The sequence below is a fragment of the Deferrisoma sp. genome (genome assembly GCF_054681715.1).
Genome location: NZ_BAAHFQ010000084.1, coordinates 1 through 14,086, shown reverse-complemented (window position 1 = coordinate 14,086; position 14,086 = coordinate 1). Strand labels below are relative to the sequence as shown.

The window sequence follows — 14,086 nt, the reverse complement described above, 5'->3', positions numbered from 1 at the left end:
GTCCGGCCGGGCCGCCTTCTGATCCTGGGGTTCGAGGGGGTGGACGTGCCCCCGTGGCTCCCCGCCTTCGCCCGGCGGTGGGGCCTCGGGGGCGTGATCCTGTTTCGCCGGAACGTGCCGGACGCCGGAACCGCGGCGCGGCTCGTGGGGGCCGTGAAGGCGAGGCTCCGGGAGGCCGATCCGGGCTCCCCCGCGCTTGTGCTCGTGGACCAGGAGGGGGGCCGGGTCGAGCGGCTCCGGGACGGGGTGCCCCGGTTGCCCCCGGCCCGGGAGTTGGCCCGGGAGGGGCCGGACCTCCTCTCGGAACGGGTCGAGGCCCAGGCCCGGGCCCTCGCCGTCCTCGGGATCGACGTGAACCTGGCCCCGGTGTGCGACCTGCCGGCTTCCGGGGAGAGCGGCGTCATCGGCGACCGCGCCTTCGGCGACGACCCGGCCGCGGTGGCCCCCCTGGTGCGGGCCCACGTGGGGGCGAGCCTGCGGGGCGGGGTGGCCCCCTGCGCCAAGCACTTTCCGGGGCACGGCCGGGCCCGGGTGGACAGCCACGTGGGCCTTCCCACCGTGGAGGCCGGGTGGGACGAACTGGAACGCAGGGATCTCGTGCCGTTTCGAGCGGCCGTGGAGGCCGGGGTGCCGCTCGTCATGGCCGGGCACCTGCGGGTTCCGGCCGTGGACGACCGGCCGGCCTCGCTGTCCCGGCGGTGGCTGGGGGACGTGCTCCGGGGCCGGTTGGGCTTTGGGGGAGCCGTGATCTCCGACGACATGGAGATGGGGGCGCTGGGGGCGCTCGGACCGGCCGCAGAGGGGGCCGTGGAGGCGGTGGAGGCCGGGTGCGACCTCCTCATTTTCGGCCGGATGCTCCGGCCCGACCTCGACCCCGACGAGGTGGCCGGGGCGCTGGCGGAGCGCGCGCGCCCGGAGCGGTTGGCCGAGGCCCGGGCCCGGGTGGATGCGCTTGTGGGGAACCGGCGATGACCGCGGTTCCTACGGCCCGGGACCTCGTCCGGGTGTTTCCGGATTTCGGTTCCGTGGACCGGGTGGAGCCCTTGGCGGGCGACGGATCGGCCCGGCGGTTCTACCGCGTGTTCGTGGGAGAAGAAACCCGGGTGCTCCTCGAGGGCCCCGACCCCATGGAGAACGGGGCCTACGTCCGGATCACCCGGCACCTCGCCGCGTGCGGGGTCCGGGTGCCCCGGGTGTTCGGCGTGTGGGAGGAGGGGGGATGGATCCTCCTAGAGGACCTGGGGGACCGGAGCCTCTTCCGGGCCCTGCGGGCGCCGGGGGCAGACCCCGTGGCCCTCTACCGGCCGGTGTTGGACCTTCTCGTCCGGATGCAGGTGGACGGCGCCCGGGGGTTTCGGCTCGAGACGGGGTTCGCCCCCCGGCCCTACGACGAGCGCACCATGGTGGAGGACGAGGGGCTCTACTTCGCCCGGGAGTTCGCGCAAGGGGTCCTGGGCCTCGCGGTGCCGGCCGGGTTCCGGACCGACCTCGAGCGGTTGGCCGCCCGGGTGCCCCCGGGGGCGCGCGGCTACTTCCTCCACCGGGACTTCCAGAGCCGCAACGTCCACCTGACCCCGGAGGGGCCGGCCGCCATCGACTTCCAGGGCGCCCGGCCCGGGCCCCTGGCCTACGACGCGGCGGCCCTCATCCTGGACCCGTACGCCGACCTTCCGGGCCGCGTTCGGGAGGTGCTCCTCGAGGAGTACCGGAACCGCCTCGTGGCGGCCGGGGCCCTTCGGGGCTGGACCGAGGAGGCCTGGATCGCCTGCGGCACCTTCCGGCTCCTCCAGGCCCTGGGGGCGTTCGGGAAACTCGGATGGCGGCTCGGGAAACCCGGGTTCCGGGAGCACGCGCCGGCCGCCCTGCGGACCCTGGAGCACCACTTAGCGCCGGTGGCCCGCCGGTTTCCGCACCTTGCCGAAACCGTGGCCCGGGCCCGGGAGGCCTTGGAACGTTCGGGGAAGAGCCCATGCGAGACGTAGTCTCCGTCACGATCGTGCTCGCACTGGCCGCCCTCGCGGGCGGATGCAGCCCCCGGTCCTGGTGTCGGGGCGTGTTCGAAGGAGACGCCTGGCACGAGCGCGCCGAGAAAACGCCCCCTCCGGACCTTCCTCCGACCTACGAAGAGTACGAACGGGCCCGCACCGAACCTTCGGCCCAGAGGCGCTGAGGCCGTCGAACGCATGGCCGTCGGGCGGGTAGGGGGAGCGCGCTCGGGCGGGCGTCACGCCCGTTGACGCGTCCATCTGGTCGGGCGAGGGAGGAGACCGCCGCGCGCCGCCGGGCGGCCTCGCCGCCCACCCGCCATGCGGAGGGGTTTCTCACAGCCCCCGCGCCCCCACCTGGTACTCCAGGGCCAGGCGCCGCTGGAGCCGTTTGGCCTGGCGGAAGGCCTCCAGCAGGAACTTCCGGTCCAGGGGATTGAGGTCGTCGGGCCGGATGCGGTTGTCGGGCTCGACACCGGCCCGTTCCTGCTCGTACTGGTGCCGCAGCCGGAGCCGCTGCAGAAACAGGTGAGCCTCGATCCAGGCCTCCACCTGCCCCTGGTCGAGGCGGAGCGGCTCGGCGGCGGCCCGGAGGCGTTCCGCCGTGTTGCTGGTGGGCGCGGCGTGGGCGAGCCCGAACACCCGGGCCGCGTCGGTGAAGAGGGCCACGCCGTGGGCTTTGAGATCCACGGTGCCCTTGTGCTCCCCCCGGGTCTCCACCACGAAGTCCCGAAAAAAGCCCAAGGGAGGAGTGCGGCCCAGGGCGTTGGCCGCCAGGAGGTGCAGGAACAGGTCCTTCCGGGGCGCCTCCTGCCGCAGCCAGTCCCGAAGCTCGACGCCGAGCGCTTCGTCGCCGAACAGCGGGCGCAGGTCGAAGAAGATCGTGGCGTTCAGCAGGGCCTCGGGATCGGGGGCGTCGAGCCAGCTTCGGAACCGGTCCTCCCACTCGGCAAGGCTCAAGCACCAGGAGGGATTGGACGCCATCACGCCGCCCTTGCACAGGGGGAATCCGCAGGCCGCCAGGGCCTCGTTGGCCCTCCGGGCGGCCGGCAGGAGTTCCCCCCGCACCGCCTCGGCATCCCGATCGGGCGCGTCGAACACGAGCCCGTTGTCCTGGTCGGTCGAAAGCGTTTGCTCCATCCGCCCCTCGCTCCCGAGGGCGATCCAGCACACCCGCACCCCCTGCGGGAGCGCGGGCAGGAGCTCGAGCTCCAGCACCCGCGTGGTGAGATGGTCGTTCAGGGTCGAGATGAGCCGCGTGACCTGCTCGGCCGCCGTTCCCCCGGCGAGCAACTGATGGGCCAACTCCTTGATCTCCCGGGCGAGGCCGGCCAGGGCATCCACGTCTTCCGCCGCATGAATGCGGTTTCGGAGGTCGGCCAGGCGAAGCCGGTTCCGGCGAAAGAGATCGCTTTCCGACACGAGTCCCACGACGCGGCCTCCGTTTACGACCGGGAGATGATGGAACCCCTCCCGGGCCATGATCATGGCGGCCTCGAACCCGAAGGCCTCGGGGGAGAGGGTGAGGGGATCCGGCGTCATGACCCCCTCCACCGCGTCCGAGGTGTCGCGGCCGGGCAAGGCCACCCGGCGGAGCACGTCCCGGAGGGTGAAGAGCCCTAGGGGATGGCGCCCCTCGTCCGTCACCACCACGACGGTGGCGTTGCGGCGGTCCATGGCCTCCAGGGCGACCCGGATCGGGTCGGTGGGCCGGCAAAGCGGCGGGTCGGGCTGCATGAGGGCCCGGACCGGCTGGGTGAGGCCGGGATCCTCCGGCGCCGAAGGCACCGGCCCCACCCGGGCCGAGGCCGCCCGGAACGCGTCCACCCGGCACCGGCAAAACTCCCGGAACCCCTCGTGGCGCTCGCGCAGCCGCGAAAACTCCTCCACCGGGATCTCGAGGCACCACACGTCGGTGCGGGCCCGCCACGAGAGCCCGGTGGGCCGGTGCTCGGAAAGGGCCTCCACCGGGAAACACTCTCCCTCCACCAGCTCGGCCACGACCCCGCCTTCCCCCACCGCCTCGACCACGCCCTCCTCCACGAACCGAAGCCGGGCGGGTACGTCGTCGGGGCCGAGGATCAGGCTGCCCCGGCGGTAGCACACCTCCCGGAGCCGCTCGGCGAGCCACCGCAAGTCCTCCTCGGGAAGCTCGGAAAAGGCCTCGTGGCGGCGCAGGCGAACCAGGATGTCTTCGGGCATCGGGGCCACGCGCTCTACCTGGGACACGTGGGTACCTCCGTAGGGTGTGGGACGGCTAGAAGGCTAGAAGGCTGGGAAGCTGGAGAGCTGGGAAGCACGTCATCCCCGAAGCGCTTCCTGTCGGTCGGCCGCGATCAGAGGAGATCCGGACGCACGATCCGGTGCTCCCAGAGTTCCCGGGGCGCCACGCGGCGTTCGGTACGACGGGCGGCCGCCGCAGGGGGTCCCCCTCGCAGCAGATCCAGCGCCGCCTGAAGCTGGGGATCGTTCTCCGGCGTGGCGCCGCCCTCGGGGGCGGCCACCGCGACGTCGGGCGTGAGCCCGGTGCCGTGCCAGGACGTTCCGTCGGCCAGTTCGAGCCGCTGGGACGGGATGAGAGGGCGCTTCCGTCCAGAAGCTGTTCTACCGTCTGGGCTACGCCCTTGCCGAAGGTGGCCTCACCGACCAGGGTCGCCACCCCCCGGTGCTGGAGCACCCCGGCCACGATCTCGGAGGCGGAGGCCGAGCCGGCGTCCACCAAAATGACGAGGGGAACGGGATCCACGTCCTCGGCGAACCAGTCCCCGAAGCGGTAGGAAACCGTGAGCCCGAACACGTCCTCGGTATGGAACATCTCCTCCCCGTCCAGGCTGCCTCCGGCCAAGAAATCGGCCAGTTCGATCGCCCCCTGAAAGCTTCCGCCGCCGTCGTCCCGGAGGTCCAAGACCACGCCCGACGGGGCGTTGCCGAGGGCCGTCTTCAGGCTGTTGTAATCCTCGCGCACCCGATCCGCCGTCTGGGTGGTGAAACTCCGAATCCCGAGGTAGGCCACGTCCCCGTCGAGGAGCTTCTCGATGTGGGTTTCCGCGGCGGTGTCGATCTTCAGGGTCATGCCCCCGTGGTCCACGGTCAGCGTTGCGGGTTCCGCCTCGGTGCGGGGAAGAAGGAGCCTCGCGTCGTCCAGGGACAGTTCGTCGAGGGACTGCCCGTTCACCTCCAAGATCCGGTCCCCGGCCTCGAGGCCGTCCCACCAGGCCCGGGAATAGGGGAGCACCTGGTCGACGGTGGGAACCGTGTCCCCCTCGTGGACCGAAAGAACGATCCCGATGTAGGCCCTCTCTCCGGTGATTCCCGGTTCCACCGAACCGGAAAAGGCATCCGCCGTGTGATACACGGCGAACGGGTCGGCGGGCTCGATCGCGGCCACGTACGCGTCCGGGGTCTCGATTCCGCTCACCTTCGCGGGCAGTCGCTCGGGTTCCAGGTAGAGGTTGTGGAACGCGAGGCACGCCTGGGCCACGAGCGCGGGCACCCGGTGGTCCGTGGGGTCCCGGCAAGCGGGTTCTGCGAGGGTGCGGTCGTAGATCGAAGCCAGTTCGGCGTTGGATGCGCCGGGGGGAACGTCGGTCAAAACCAACTCACGCCCCGGGCGAAAGGCCTCCCCGTCGCGGACGACGAAATCGTCGCCCGAGGACCCGCCGCCGCAGCCGAGAAGGACGAGGGCGACCAACGGAAGCAAACGGCGGAAACGGAAGCGAAACCACACGGCGGTTCTCCTCGGGGCGGGGTATGGGGTGCCATTGTGCCACACGGAAACGGCCGCGAAAGGGCGCACCGATACACGACCACTCCCTCGTGTATCGTCTGCCGTCCCGAAAAGGTTGACCCCGCCCCCCTGTTTCACGGAGAAGCGAACAGGAAAAGGCCTTCTTTCTTCCGCCTGGCCCTCTCCGGTCGCGTGGGGCCCGTTGTGGAAGCGGCATACACGCCGCGATCCGGGCCGAAGGCCCGCAGGAGAGGGGCGTCGCGGCCCGGAGGCCGCTCCCACGGGTTGGGATGGGCGGCGTTGACGCCCTTTCGGATCCCTTCGAAAAGGGCCGCCCCATGGGGGCGGCCCTTTTCACGCGGCCCGACCGGCTGGGGGATCAGATCTGAACGTCCGGGGAGAAACCCCGCCGCACCGTGTTTTCGCTCGCGCACCTGGGGTTCACGAACCGCAGGAGGTAGCCCGGTCCCCCCGCCTTGGTGCCGGTGCCGCTCATGGCGAACCCCCCGAAGGGTTGTCGGCCCACCACCGCGCCCGTGCAGCCGCGGTTGAGGTAGAGGTTCCCGACCCGGAACCGCCTCCTGGCATCGGCCAGATGGGAAGGGGTGCGGGAGTACACCGAACCGGTCAGGGCATACCGGGTCCGGTTGGCCACATCGAGCGCTTCGTCGAACGTTCGGGCCCGGTAGAGGGCTACCACCGGCCCGAACAGTTCCTCCTGCATGAGCCGGTGTGCCGGATCACCCACCTCGAACACCGCGGGCCCCACGTACCACCCTTCCCCCCGCCCCGGCCCGACGTAAAGGGGGCGGGCGCCAGGGCCGGGGTCCCTGATCACCGCGGAAAGCCTTGCGTGGGCCTCGGCGTCGATGACCGGGCCGATCCGTGCCCTGGGATCCTCCGGCGGCCCGAGGGGGAGCGCCTGCGTGGCCGCCACGAAGCGCTCGCGAAACGGATCGTACGCCGAACCCACCGCAATGATCCTCGAACACGCGGAACATTTCTGTCCGGCATAGCCGAACGCGGACTGGATCGCACCCGCCACGGCGGCGTCCAGGTCTGCGCTTTCGTCCACCACGATGGCGTTCTTTCCGCCCATTTCGCAGACCACCCGCTTGACCTCGCGCTGCTCGGGACGGGTCTTCCCCGCGACGTCCAGGATCTCGAGACCCACGGCCATGCTGCCCGTAAACGCGATCAGCACCACTCGCGGGTCTGCCACCAGACGCCGGCCCACGTCTTCCCCCCGTCCTGGCAGGAACTGGGCGATCTCCGGCGGAAAACCGGCTTCCATGAGGGCCCGAAAGAAGGCGTAGCCGACCCCCGACGATTGCTCGGCAGGCTTGATCAGGACAGGATTCCCCGCCACGAGGGCGGCCGCGGTCATCCCGGCCAGGATGGCCAGGGGAAAATTCCACGGCGCGATCACCGCCGCGGGCCCGACGCCCTCGTACCAGAGGAGGTTGTCCTCCCCGGGGACCGGACCCATGCGGCGGGGCGCCAACTCCTCCGTGGCCCGGTGGGCGTAGTAGCGGCAGTGGTCCACGGCCTCCGCCACGTCCGCGTCGGCCTCGCGCCACGGCTTTCCGACCTCGTACACCTCCAGGGCGGCCAAGGGCAGGCGGCGCTCTTCCAAGAGGTCGGCTAGGCGTTCGAGGAGTTGGACGCGCTCTCCCAGGGGCCGGTCGCGCCACGAGGGCCACGCCTCCTCGGCGATTTGGACGGCTTGATCCACCTCATCGGGGCCGGCCGTGACCACCCGGGACGCCACCCCTTCCTTCCGAGCAGGGCACGGGTGCTCCAGAACCGGGCCGTCGCGGCGTTCCCGGCCGCCCACCACCACGGGGGCGATGAGGGGCAGAGCCTTCCGGGCTTCTTCCACCGCCTGGCGAAACCTCCCCCGCTCGGCTGAGCGCCCGAAATCCACGAGGCCGCAGTTGTGGAACCCGTTCCCGCCCTGGGCTCCGCCCTGACTCGGGCCGGGCCCCGGCGGGGCGAAGAGCGCCTCGGGAGAAGCCCCCTCCCGATGGGTAAGCCGCAAGAATCCCTCGTTGGATGTGTTCTCCAGGAGCCGGCGGACGAGGTAGGCCATACCGGGGATCAGTTCGCCCACCGGGCAGTACACGCGAACCCGGCACCCCAGGTCCCGCAGGGCCGCCCGCTCGGGCTCGGCCATGCCATACAGGGTTTGCACCTCGATGCGTTCCCGGGGAATCCCCGCCGAGTCTGCGCTCGCCAAAGCCCAGGCGATGGAGCGCAGGTTGTGGCTGGCGAAGGCGGGAAGAAACCGGTCGGGTTCCTGGAGGAGCGCGGTGGCCAGGGCCTCGAACTGGGCGTCCGTTTCTCCCTTGTCGGTGAATACGGGGCAGGGGTAACCCTGTTGGCGGGACCGGATGACCTCGGTTTCCCAATAGGCCCCCTTCACGAGGCGCACGGGAACCGGGACGCCCCGCTCCCGGGCCGTTCGGCCGATGCGTTCGAGGTCCTCGGCCGCACACCGCAGGTACCCCTGGAGGGTGATGCCCAGGTGGGGCCAGTCGCGAAGGCGGGGGTCCAGGGCCGCGCGTTCGAACACCTCGAGGGCCAGATCGTGGAGGTCCCAGGACTCGAGGTCAAGGTGGATCGCGACGCCCACCTCCTTGGCACGGACGAGGAGCGGGATCAGGCGGGCCAACACCCGATCCGCTCCCCCCTCGGGATCGGCGGGGTCCAGGTAGGGGGCCAGGGAGGAAACCTTCACGGATACGTTCACCCGGGGGAGGGGACTTCGGGCCAGCAGGGGATGCTCGGGCCACCTTCGGGCCTCCCGGGCAAGCGTTTCGATGAGGTCTCGGTAGCGGCGGGCATAGGTGTCGGCTTCGGCGTCGCTCACGGTCGCCTCGCCCAGGAGGTCGGCGGTGAACGCGAACCCCTCCCGGTGGAGCCGCCGGAGCCGGCGCACCGCAGAAGGCGCATCGACTCCGACGATGAACCGCGTTCCCAGGCGCTCCACCCCCGCGCGGATCAGACGCGCCGTGGCGGCCGCCAGCGCCGGATTCCCCGCGGCCCGGACCGCGGCGCCTGGAAGGCCGGGGATGCGGGCGGCCGCCGGACCCAGGTACTCGGCCACGTGGAGGGCCACCTGGTCGGCCCGCTGCAGGGCAGGAAGCACGTCCACCAGGCGAAAAAGGGACGTTTTGAACTCCGGGTCGGCCATAGCCAGATCCAGGACCCGTCCCTCCCAGTGGCGGGTGTCGAACAACGTCGGCACATGGCCCTGGATCCGGTCCCAGAGCAACCTGCCAAACTCTTGTACCCGCGCCTCGATCGCCTGGTCCACGTGGTCCGGGATGTCTGGCATCGCGTCTCTCCGGAAAGGGGGCGGCCCATCCACCGATACCACGGCCCTGCCTCCCGTCAACCGAACCGGGCACCGACTTGCGAACCTCCGGGATCCGGTAACACTTGGACCCAGGCCAGCCGTAACCCGGGGGGTGGGGAGAGGATCATATGGGACGTCGAGACCTCTGGGCGGTTGGGTGCGCGCTCCTCCTCGCCTTCGGCTGTGGGGCGGGCACGTCTGGCACCGGGGCCCAATCGCCGGTGCCGGACCCCGTCGTTCTCCGCGCGCAAACGATCACGGTGGGGGGATCCGTGCGGGAGGTTCAGGTACCGGAGGGGATGGTCCTGGAGTTTCTGGCGGGCGGAATGGACCGGCCGCGGTTTTTCGCCTTCGACCCGGCGGGCATGCTCCTGGTCGGGAGCAAGGGGGGGACGGTGTACCGGGTTGCGCCGCCCTATTCCCGGGCGGACCCGCTGGTCCGGACCGGCGGCTACCCCCACAGCGTCGCGGTGCGACCGGGCGAACTCCTCATCGCCAAGACCGAGGGGCTCTACGCCGCCCCCTACAAACCGGGCCAGGAGTCTCTGGATCCCGCGACCCTGCGCCTCTTGGCGGCGCTCCCGTCGGGGCGGGGCCACTCGAGCCGTACGGTGGCCGTGGGGCCGGACGGCCGCATCTATCTGAGTCTCGGCATCTCGGGCAACTGCAGCGACGAGTACCTGGACCCCTCCTATCCCTTCGACCGCAGGCGGGGAGGGGTGCTGGTGCTCCGGGAGGGGGACGGCGGTGCCGAGTGGGAGCCGTTCGCCTCGGGGCTTCGCAATCCGGTGGGGTTCGATTGGCACCCGGCCACCGGGCGGCTCTACGCCACCAACAACGGCCCCGACCATTGGGGCTTCGAACAGCCGCCTGAGAACTTCCGCGCCCTACCGCCCGGATCCTTCCACGGCATGCCCTGGTTCCAATGGGATGGGACGGCCCTCAAGCGGGATACCTGCATCGACACGCCTCCGCCCCGGCCCGCCGGGGACGTGGCCCCGCCGGATGCTACGTTCCCGGCCCGCAACGCCCCCCTCGGGATGGCCTTCGTGGGGTCCGGGGCGCTTCGCCCGGAGTTCGAGGGGGACGCGGTGGCGGCCCTCCACGGCAGCTGGGCCACCCGGCCCTCCGGCGGGTTTTTCGGCGACCCGGCCACCCGACGGCCGCCTGCCTTGGTCCTGGTTCGGTTCGAGGGGGGAAAGCCCGTGCGCGTGGACGAACTGGTCACGGGGTTCCAGCTACCCTCGGGGGAGCGGTGGGCCCGGCCAGCCGGGGTGGCCGTGGGGCCGGACGGGCACCTCTATTTCACCAGCGACGAGGGGGTCCAGGGGATCTTTCGACTTCGGGCCGTGGCGGGGGGCGCGCCGTGAGACCGCTCGAGGGGCGGGTCGCCGTGGTCACGGGGGCGGGCCGGGGCCTGGGCCGCGCCACGGCGCTGGCCTTCGCCCGGGCGGGCGCCCGGGTAGCCGCCCTGTCCCTGCCGGGGCCCGACCTCGAGCATCTGGCCTCGGGCCTCGGGGCGATTGGCACACCGCACCTCGTGCTGGCTTGCGATGTGTCCGAGTGGGAGCAGACCCGGGCGGCCTTCGAGGACGTTGAGGCCCGGCTGGGTCCTCCCGCAGCCCTCGTCAACAACGCCGCCGTGATCGGCCCGCCGCGGTTCCGAGAAGACGCCACACCGGAGGCTTGGCACCGAGCGGTCGCGGTGAACCTGCACGGCGTATATCACGGGATCCGGGCGGTCTTGCCCTCCATGGAGAGGCGCTGCGACGGCGCCATCGTGAACCTCTCGTCCGGCCTGGGTCGGATGCCGTTTCCCCGATTCTGCGCCTACGCCGTGACCAAAGCCGGGGTGATCCAGATGACCCGAAGCCTCGCCGTGGAGCTTGCCCCCCTGGGCATCCGGGTGAACGCCGTGGATCCCGGCATGATGGACACCCCCATGCAGGCCGAGGTGAGGGCCCTCGGTTCTGAGGTCCTGGGCTCAGATCTTCACCGGGAGTTCGTTTCGGCGGAGCGGGCCGGGAGGCTTCGGCCTCCCGGGGAGGTGGCGGCGCTGCTGGTTTGGCTCTGCTCCCCGGCCGCCTCCGGCGTCACGGGGATCGAGGGAACGTTACAAGACTACCGCCACCTGGGATGGCCCGGGCCGCGGGCACCCGGATGACCCGGCGGCCTGGCACAAGGAGAGAACGCGATGGATGTGGAGCGGATCTCGGCGGAAGATGCCCGGGCACGGGCGAAGGCGGGGGAGGCGCTCTTGGTGTGTGCCTACGAGGACGAGGAGAGGTGCGCCTCGCTGCGGCTCGAGGGGGCCCTGACCCTGAGGGAGTTTCGGGAGCGGGCACCCGCCCTCGATAAGGCCCGGGAGATCGTTTTCTATTGCGCCTGACCCGCCGAGGGCACGGCCGCCCGGCGGGCGGCGTACTACCGAAGCCTCGGTTTCTCGAACGTGAAAGTCCTCGGGGGCGGCGTGGAGGCGTGGCGCGCCGCCGGGTATCCCATGGGGTGAGGGTACCTTCTCCCACGAATGGATTCCCCTCGCCGTCCCGACACCGGCTCATAGCAAGAAACGGGGAGGCCCCTCCGGGCCTCCCCGTTTCCCCGGTGTCGGCCTTTTCCTTACTGGTGCCGCGCCGCCTCGCGGATCATGCGCTCGGCCTCGTGCTTGATCTCCACCAGGTCCTTCCTCATCTCGGCCAGGCCGTACCAGGTCACGTAGTCCGGGTTCATGTGGAACGCGCCCTGGAAGGCCCGCATCCGGTGCTCCAGGAACATCACATAGAGCGTCTGTTCGATCGGGGTCATCGCGTCGTAGAAGGTCAGGAGATCCGGGTAGGCGGGCTTGCCCGGTTCCGGCTGGATGATGCCCCGCTTGTAGAGGTCGGCCACGATCTCGATGGCCTCGGCCATGAGCTTGTCGGCCTCCTTGATCATCTGGTCGGCGTTGTGGAGCTGGGTCTTGGCGTAGGACGGGCTGTGGCACTGGGTGCAGACTTTGAGCATCCGGTCGCGCTCGGCCTGCCAGTCTTCCTTCGTGAGTCGGGCCACCTTGCCCGCCTTCACCACGTCCAAACGGGCGGTGGGCTTTCCTTCGGGGTCGAGCACGTGAAGGCCCTTGAGGATGGTGGTCCGGTACCCCATCCATTCCTCGTCGTCCTCAGGCAGTCGCAGCCCCAGGAATCCCCAGGCCGTCATGACGGCGTGGTTCCCGTTCTCCATGTGGCAGGTCTGGCATTTGGGCGCCCGGCCGGTGTCACCCTCGGTGAGGTAGATCACGCCGTGCTTGGAACTCGACCACATCTCCCACTGGGGGTGGTCGAAGCCCATGTGGCAGGTGCGGCACGCCTCGGGCCGTTGGGCCTCGGCCTTGGAAAACTTGTGCCGGGTGTGGCACGAGTCGCAGGGGCTTCCGTACCGGGACTCGGCCCGCACCGCCTCGTCGCGCACGCCCACCTTGTGGCAGCCGCCGCAGCCCTTGAGGCCCTGGATGTAAGCGTGGGGTTGGAACCCGGTTTTCGGCATGGCCGCCATGGCGATCCAGCCCAGGGCGTGCTTGCCGGCCATGTACTCGTCGTGCTTTTCCTGGTGACACTCGGCACAGGTCTTTTCGGTGGGCAGCTTCACCTTGGCCACGTCGTCGGCGCTCATGTGCTCCGAACCGTGGCAGTTGGAGCAATCCACGCCGTTCTTGCCCATCTCACCCGACAAAAAGTCCTTGACGATGTTCGGGGTCACCTTGCGGTGACACTCCATGCATTTGCTCTCGGCCGCCAGCGCCGTGCCGGCCCAGAGGATGGCCGCCAGGAGCCCGGCGGCCAGACACGAAAACCGTTTCCTCGTCTTTCCCATGATGCGACTCCTCCTTGCCCGGGCAGGGTTGGAAGGATCCGGCGGGGTGCCCGGCCGGGCCTCCGGGCGCCCCGCGGGGTTACAGCGGTCGCTCGGAAAGGATCGTGCCGTCCCGGCCGATCACCACCTCCCGGGCCGGGATCGTGGAACCCGCCTCCTTGAGGGCCTGGGTGACCATGCCGGAAAGCCCGCCGCAGCAGGGCACCTCCATCCGCACCACCGTGACCGACCGGGGGGCGCCCTGCTCGAAGATCTGGATGAGTTTCCGGAAATGGGCGTTGGCGTCGTCCAGCTTGGGGCAGGCCACCGCCAGGGCCCGGCCGGCGAGGAACCGGTCGTGGAAGCCGGCGAACGCGAAGGGCACGCAGTCGGCCGCCACGACGAGATCGGCGTCCCGGAAAAACGGCGCCGTGGGTGGAAGGAGGGCGAGCTGCACGGGCCACTGCGCCAGGCGGGAGGGCGCCTCGCCGGCGGAAGCCGACGGCTCATGGCCGGCAGCGGGCCGGAGGTTCATCACCTGGGCCGAGGGGCACCCGCCCCCCGGGGACGGGTGGGCGTGGAGGGGTTCCCGCCCGAGTTCCCGCAGGCGCTTTTCCACGAGTTCCTCGTCAAAGGGCTCGGCCTCGCGCTCCTCCACGATCAGGGCCCCCTCGGGGCAGTGGCCGAGGCAGGCGGCCAACCCGTCGCACAGGGCCTCCTTCACGAGCACGGCCTTGCCGTTGCGGATCTCCAGGGCGCCCTCGGCGCAGTTGGGCACGCACTCACCGCAGCCGGTGCACTTTTCCTCATCGATACGGATGATGGGTCGCTTCACGGGTACACTCCTTAGGTCGGGGGTTCGGACGTGTCGAAAGATAATCCCTTCCCGCGTTCGCGCCATTGACCGGGATCAAAAAACCAGAAAAAGGGGAGCGCGCTTGACGACGTTACGCCGGTTCGTACACTGGCACGGGCAGCCCGACCACCCCGCCGCCGGCCGCCCATCCGAAAACGGAGGAACTCCCCATGCGCCAATACGTCATCCTGGGAACCGGCCCCGCCGGAACCGCCGCCGCCGAGACCATCCGGGCGGAGGATCCGAAGGCCCGGATCACGATGGTCAGCCGGGAGTTCACCCCGTTCTATCTGAAGCCGGCCCTGGCCGATTACGTGGCCGGCCGGGTG

Annotated in this window: 12 protein-coding genes; 7 read left to right on the top strand and 5 right to left on the bottom strand. The window is 70.7% G+C overall.

The window, feature by feature from the left end; genetic code table 11:
* From nagZ to ACY0I8_RS11780, 3 genes are all read left to right on the top strand, one after another.
* A partial coding sequence (nagZ, locus tag ACY0I8_RS11790; protein WP_461394911.1) for a beta-N-acetylhexosaminidase occupies window positions 1-972 on the top strand: 972 nt, incomplete at its 5' end.
* Window positions 969-1,982, top strand: a complete 1,014-nt coding sequence (locus ACY0I8_RS11785; RefSeq protein WP_461394910.1) for an aminoglycoside phosphotransferase family protein — start codon at window positions 969-971, stop codon at window positions 1,980-1,982. The genes nagZ and ACY0I8_RS11785, both read left to right, overlap by 4 nt.
* Complete coding sequence (locus ACY0I8_RS11780) at window positions 1,970-2,170, top strand: hypothetical protein (RefSeq protein ID WP_461394909.1); 201 nt, start codon at window positions 1,970-1,972, stop codon at window positions 2,168-2,170. Before ACY0I8_RS11785 ends, ACY0I8_RS11780 begins: the two co-directional genes overlap by 13 nt.
* A gap of 151 nt (window positions 2,171-2,321) precedes the next feature.
* Here ACY0I8_RS11780 and ACY0I8_RS11775 read toward each other — a convergent pair whose 3' ends face one another.
* From ACY0I8_RS11775 to ACY0I8_RS11765, 3 genes are all read right to left on the bottom strand, one after another.
* Window positions 2,322-4,214, bottom strand: coding sequence for a DUF294 nucleotidyltransferase-like domain-containing protein (locus ACY0I8_RS11775; RefSeq protein ID WP_461394908.1), 1,893 nt, complete (start codon window positions 4,212-4,214; stop codon window positions 2,322-2,324).
* A 28-nt stretch (window positions 4,215-4,242) separates the two neighbouring features.
* Window positions 4,243-5,478 (bottom strand): S41 family peptidase, encoded by a 1,236-nt coding sequence (locus ACY0I8_RS11770; RefSeq protein ID WP_461394907.1) that lies wholly within the window; start codon window positions 5,476-5,478, stop codon window positions 4,243-4,245.
* A gap of 613 nt (window positions 5,479-6,091) precedes the next feature.
* Window positions 6,092-9,052 carry a proline dehydrogenase family protein gene (locus ACY0I8_RS11765; protein WP_461394906.1) on the bottom strand — a complete coding sequence of 987 codons (2,961 nt, stop codon included), beginning with the start codon at window positions 9,050-9,052 and terminating at the stop codon, window positions 6,092-6,094.
* 320 nt (window positions 9,053-9,372) lie between these two features.
* Here ACY0I8_RS11765 and ACY0I8_RS11760 point away from each other — a divergent pair, with 320 nt between their 5' ends.
* The 3 genes from ACY0I8_RS11760 to ACY0I8_RS11750 are packed head-to-tail and all read left to right on the top strand — an operon-like array spanning window position 9,373 to window position 11,462.
* Window positions 9,373-10,443, top strand: a complete 1,071-nt coding sequence (locus ACY0I8_RS11760) for a PQQ-dependent sugar dehydrogenase (RefSeq protein ID WP_461394905.1) — start codon at window positions 9,373-9,375, stop codon at window positions 10,441-10,443.
* Window positions 10,440-11,237 carry an SDR family NAD(P)-dependent oxidoreductase gene (locus ACY0I8_RS11755; RefSeq protein ID WP_461394904.1) on the top strand — a complete coding sequence of 266 codons (798 nt, stop codon included), beginning with the start codon at window positions 10,440-10,442 and terminating at the stop codon, window positions 11,235-11,237. The genes ACY0I8_RS11760 and ACY0I8_RS11755 overlap by 4 nt, the downstream gene beginning before the upstream one ends.
* A 30-nt stretch (window positions 11,238-11,267) precedes the next feature.
* On the top strand, window positions 11,268-11,462 hold the full coding sequence (locus tag ACY0I8_RS11750; RefSeq protein WP_461394903.1) for a rhodanese-like domain-containing protein: 195 nt from the start codon (window positions 11,268-11,270) through the stop codon (window positions 11,460-11,462).
* Between the two features lie 230 nt (window positions 11,463-11,692).
* Here the strand turns inward: ACY0I8_RS11750 and ACY0I8_RS11745 are convergent, their stop codons facing one another.
* Entirely contained in the window at window positions 11,693-12,922 is a 1,230-nt protein-coding gene (locus ACY0I8_RS11745; RefSeq protein WP_461394902.1) for a multiheme c-type cytochrome, read from the bottom strand.
* Between the two features lie 79 nt (window positions 12,923-13,001).
* Window positions 13,002-13,736 (bottom strand): ATP-binding protein, encoded by a 735-nt coding sequence (locus tag ACY0I8_RS11740; RefSeq protein WP_461394901.1) that lies wholly within the window; start codon window positions 13,734-13,736, stop codon window positions 13,002-13,004.
* A gap of 191 nt (window positions 13,737-13,927) precedes the next feature.
* Here ACY0I8_RS11740 and ACY0I8_RS11735 point away from each other — a divergent pair.
* The coding region (locus tag ACY0I8_RS11735; protein WP_461394912.1) for an FAD-dependent oxidoreductase at window positions 13,928-14,086 on the top strand (159 nt) is incomplete at its 3' end.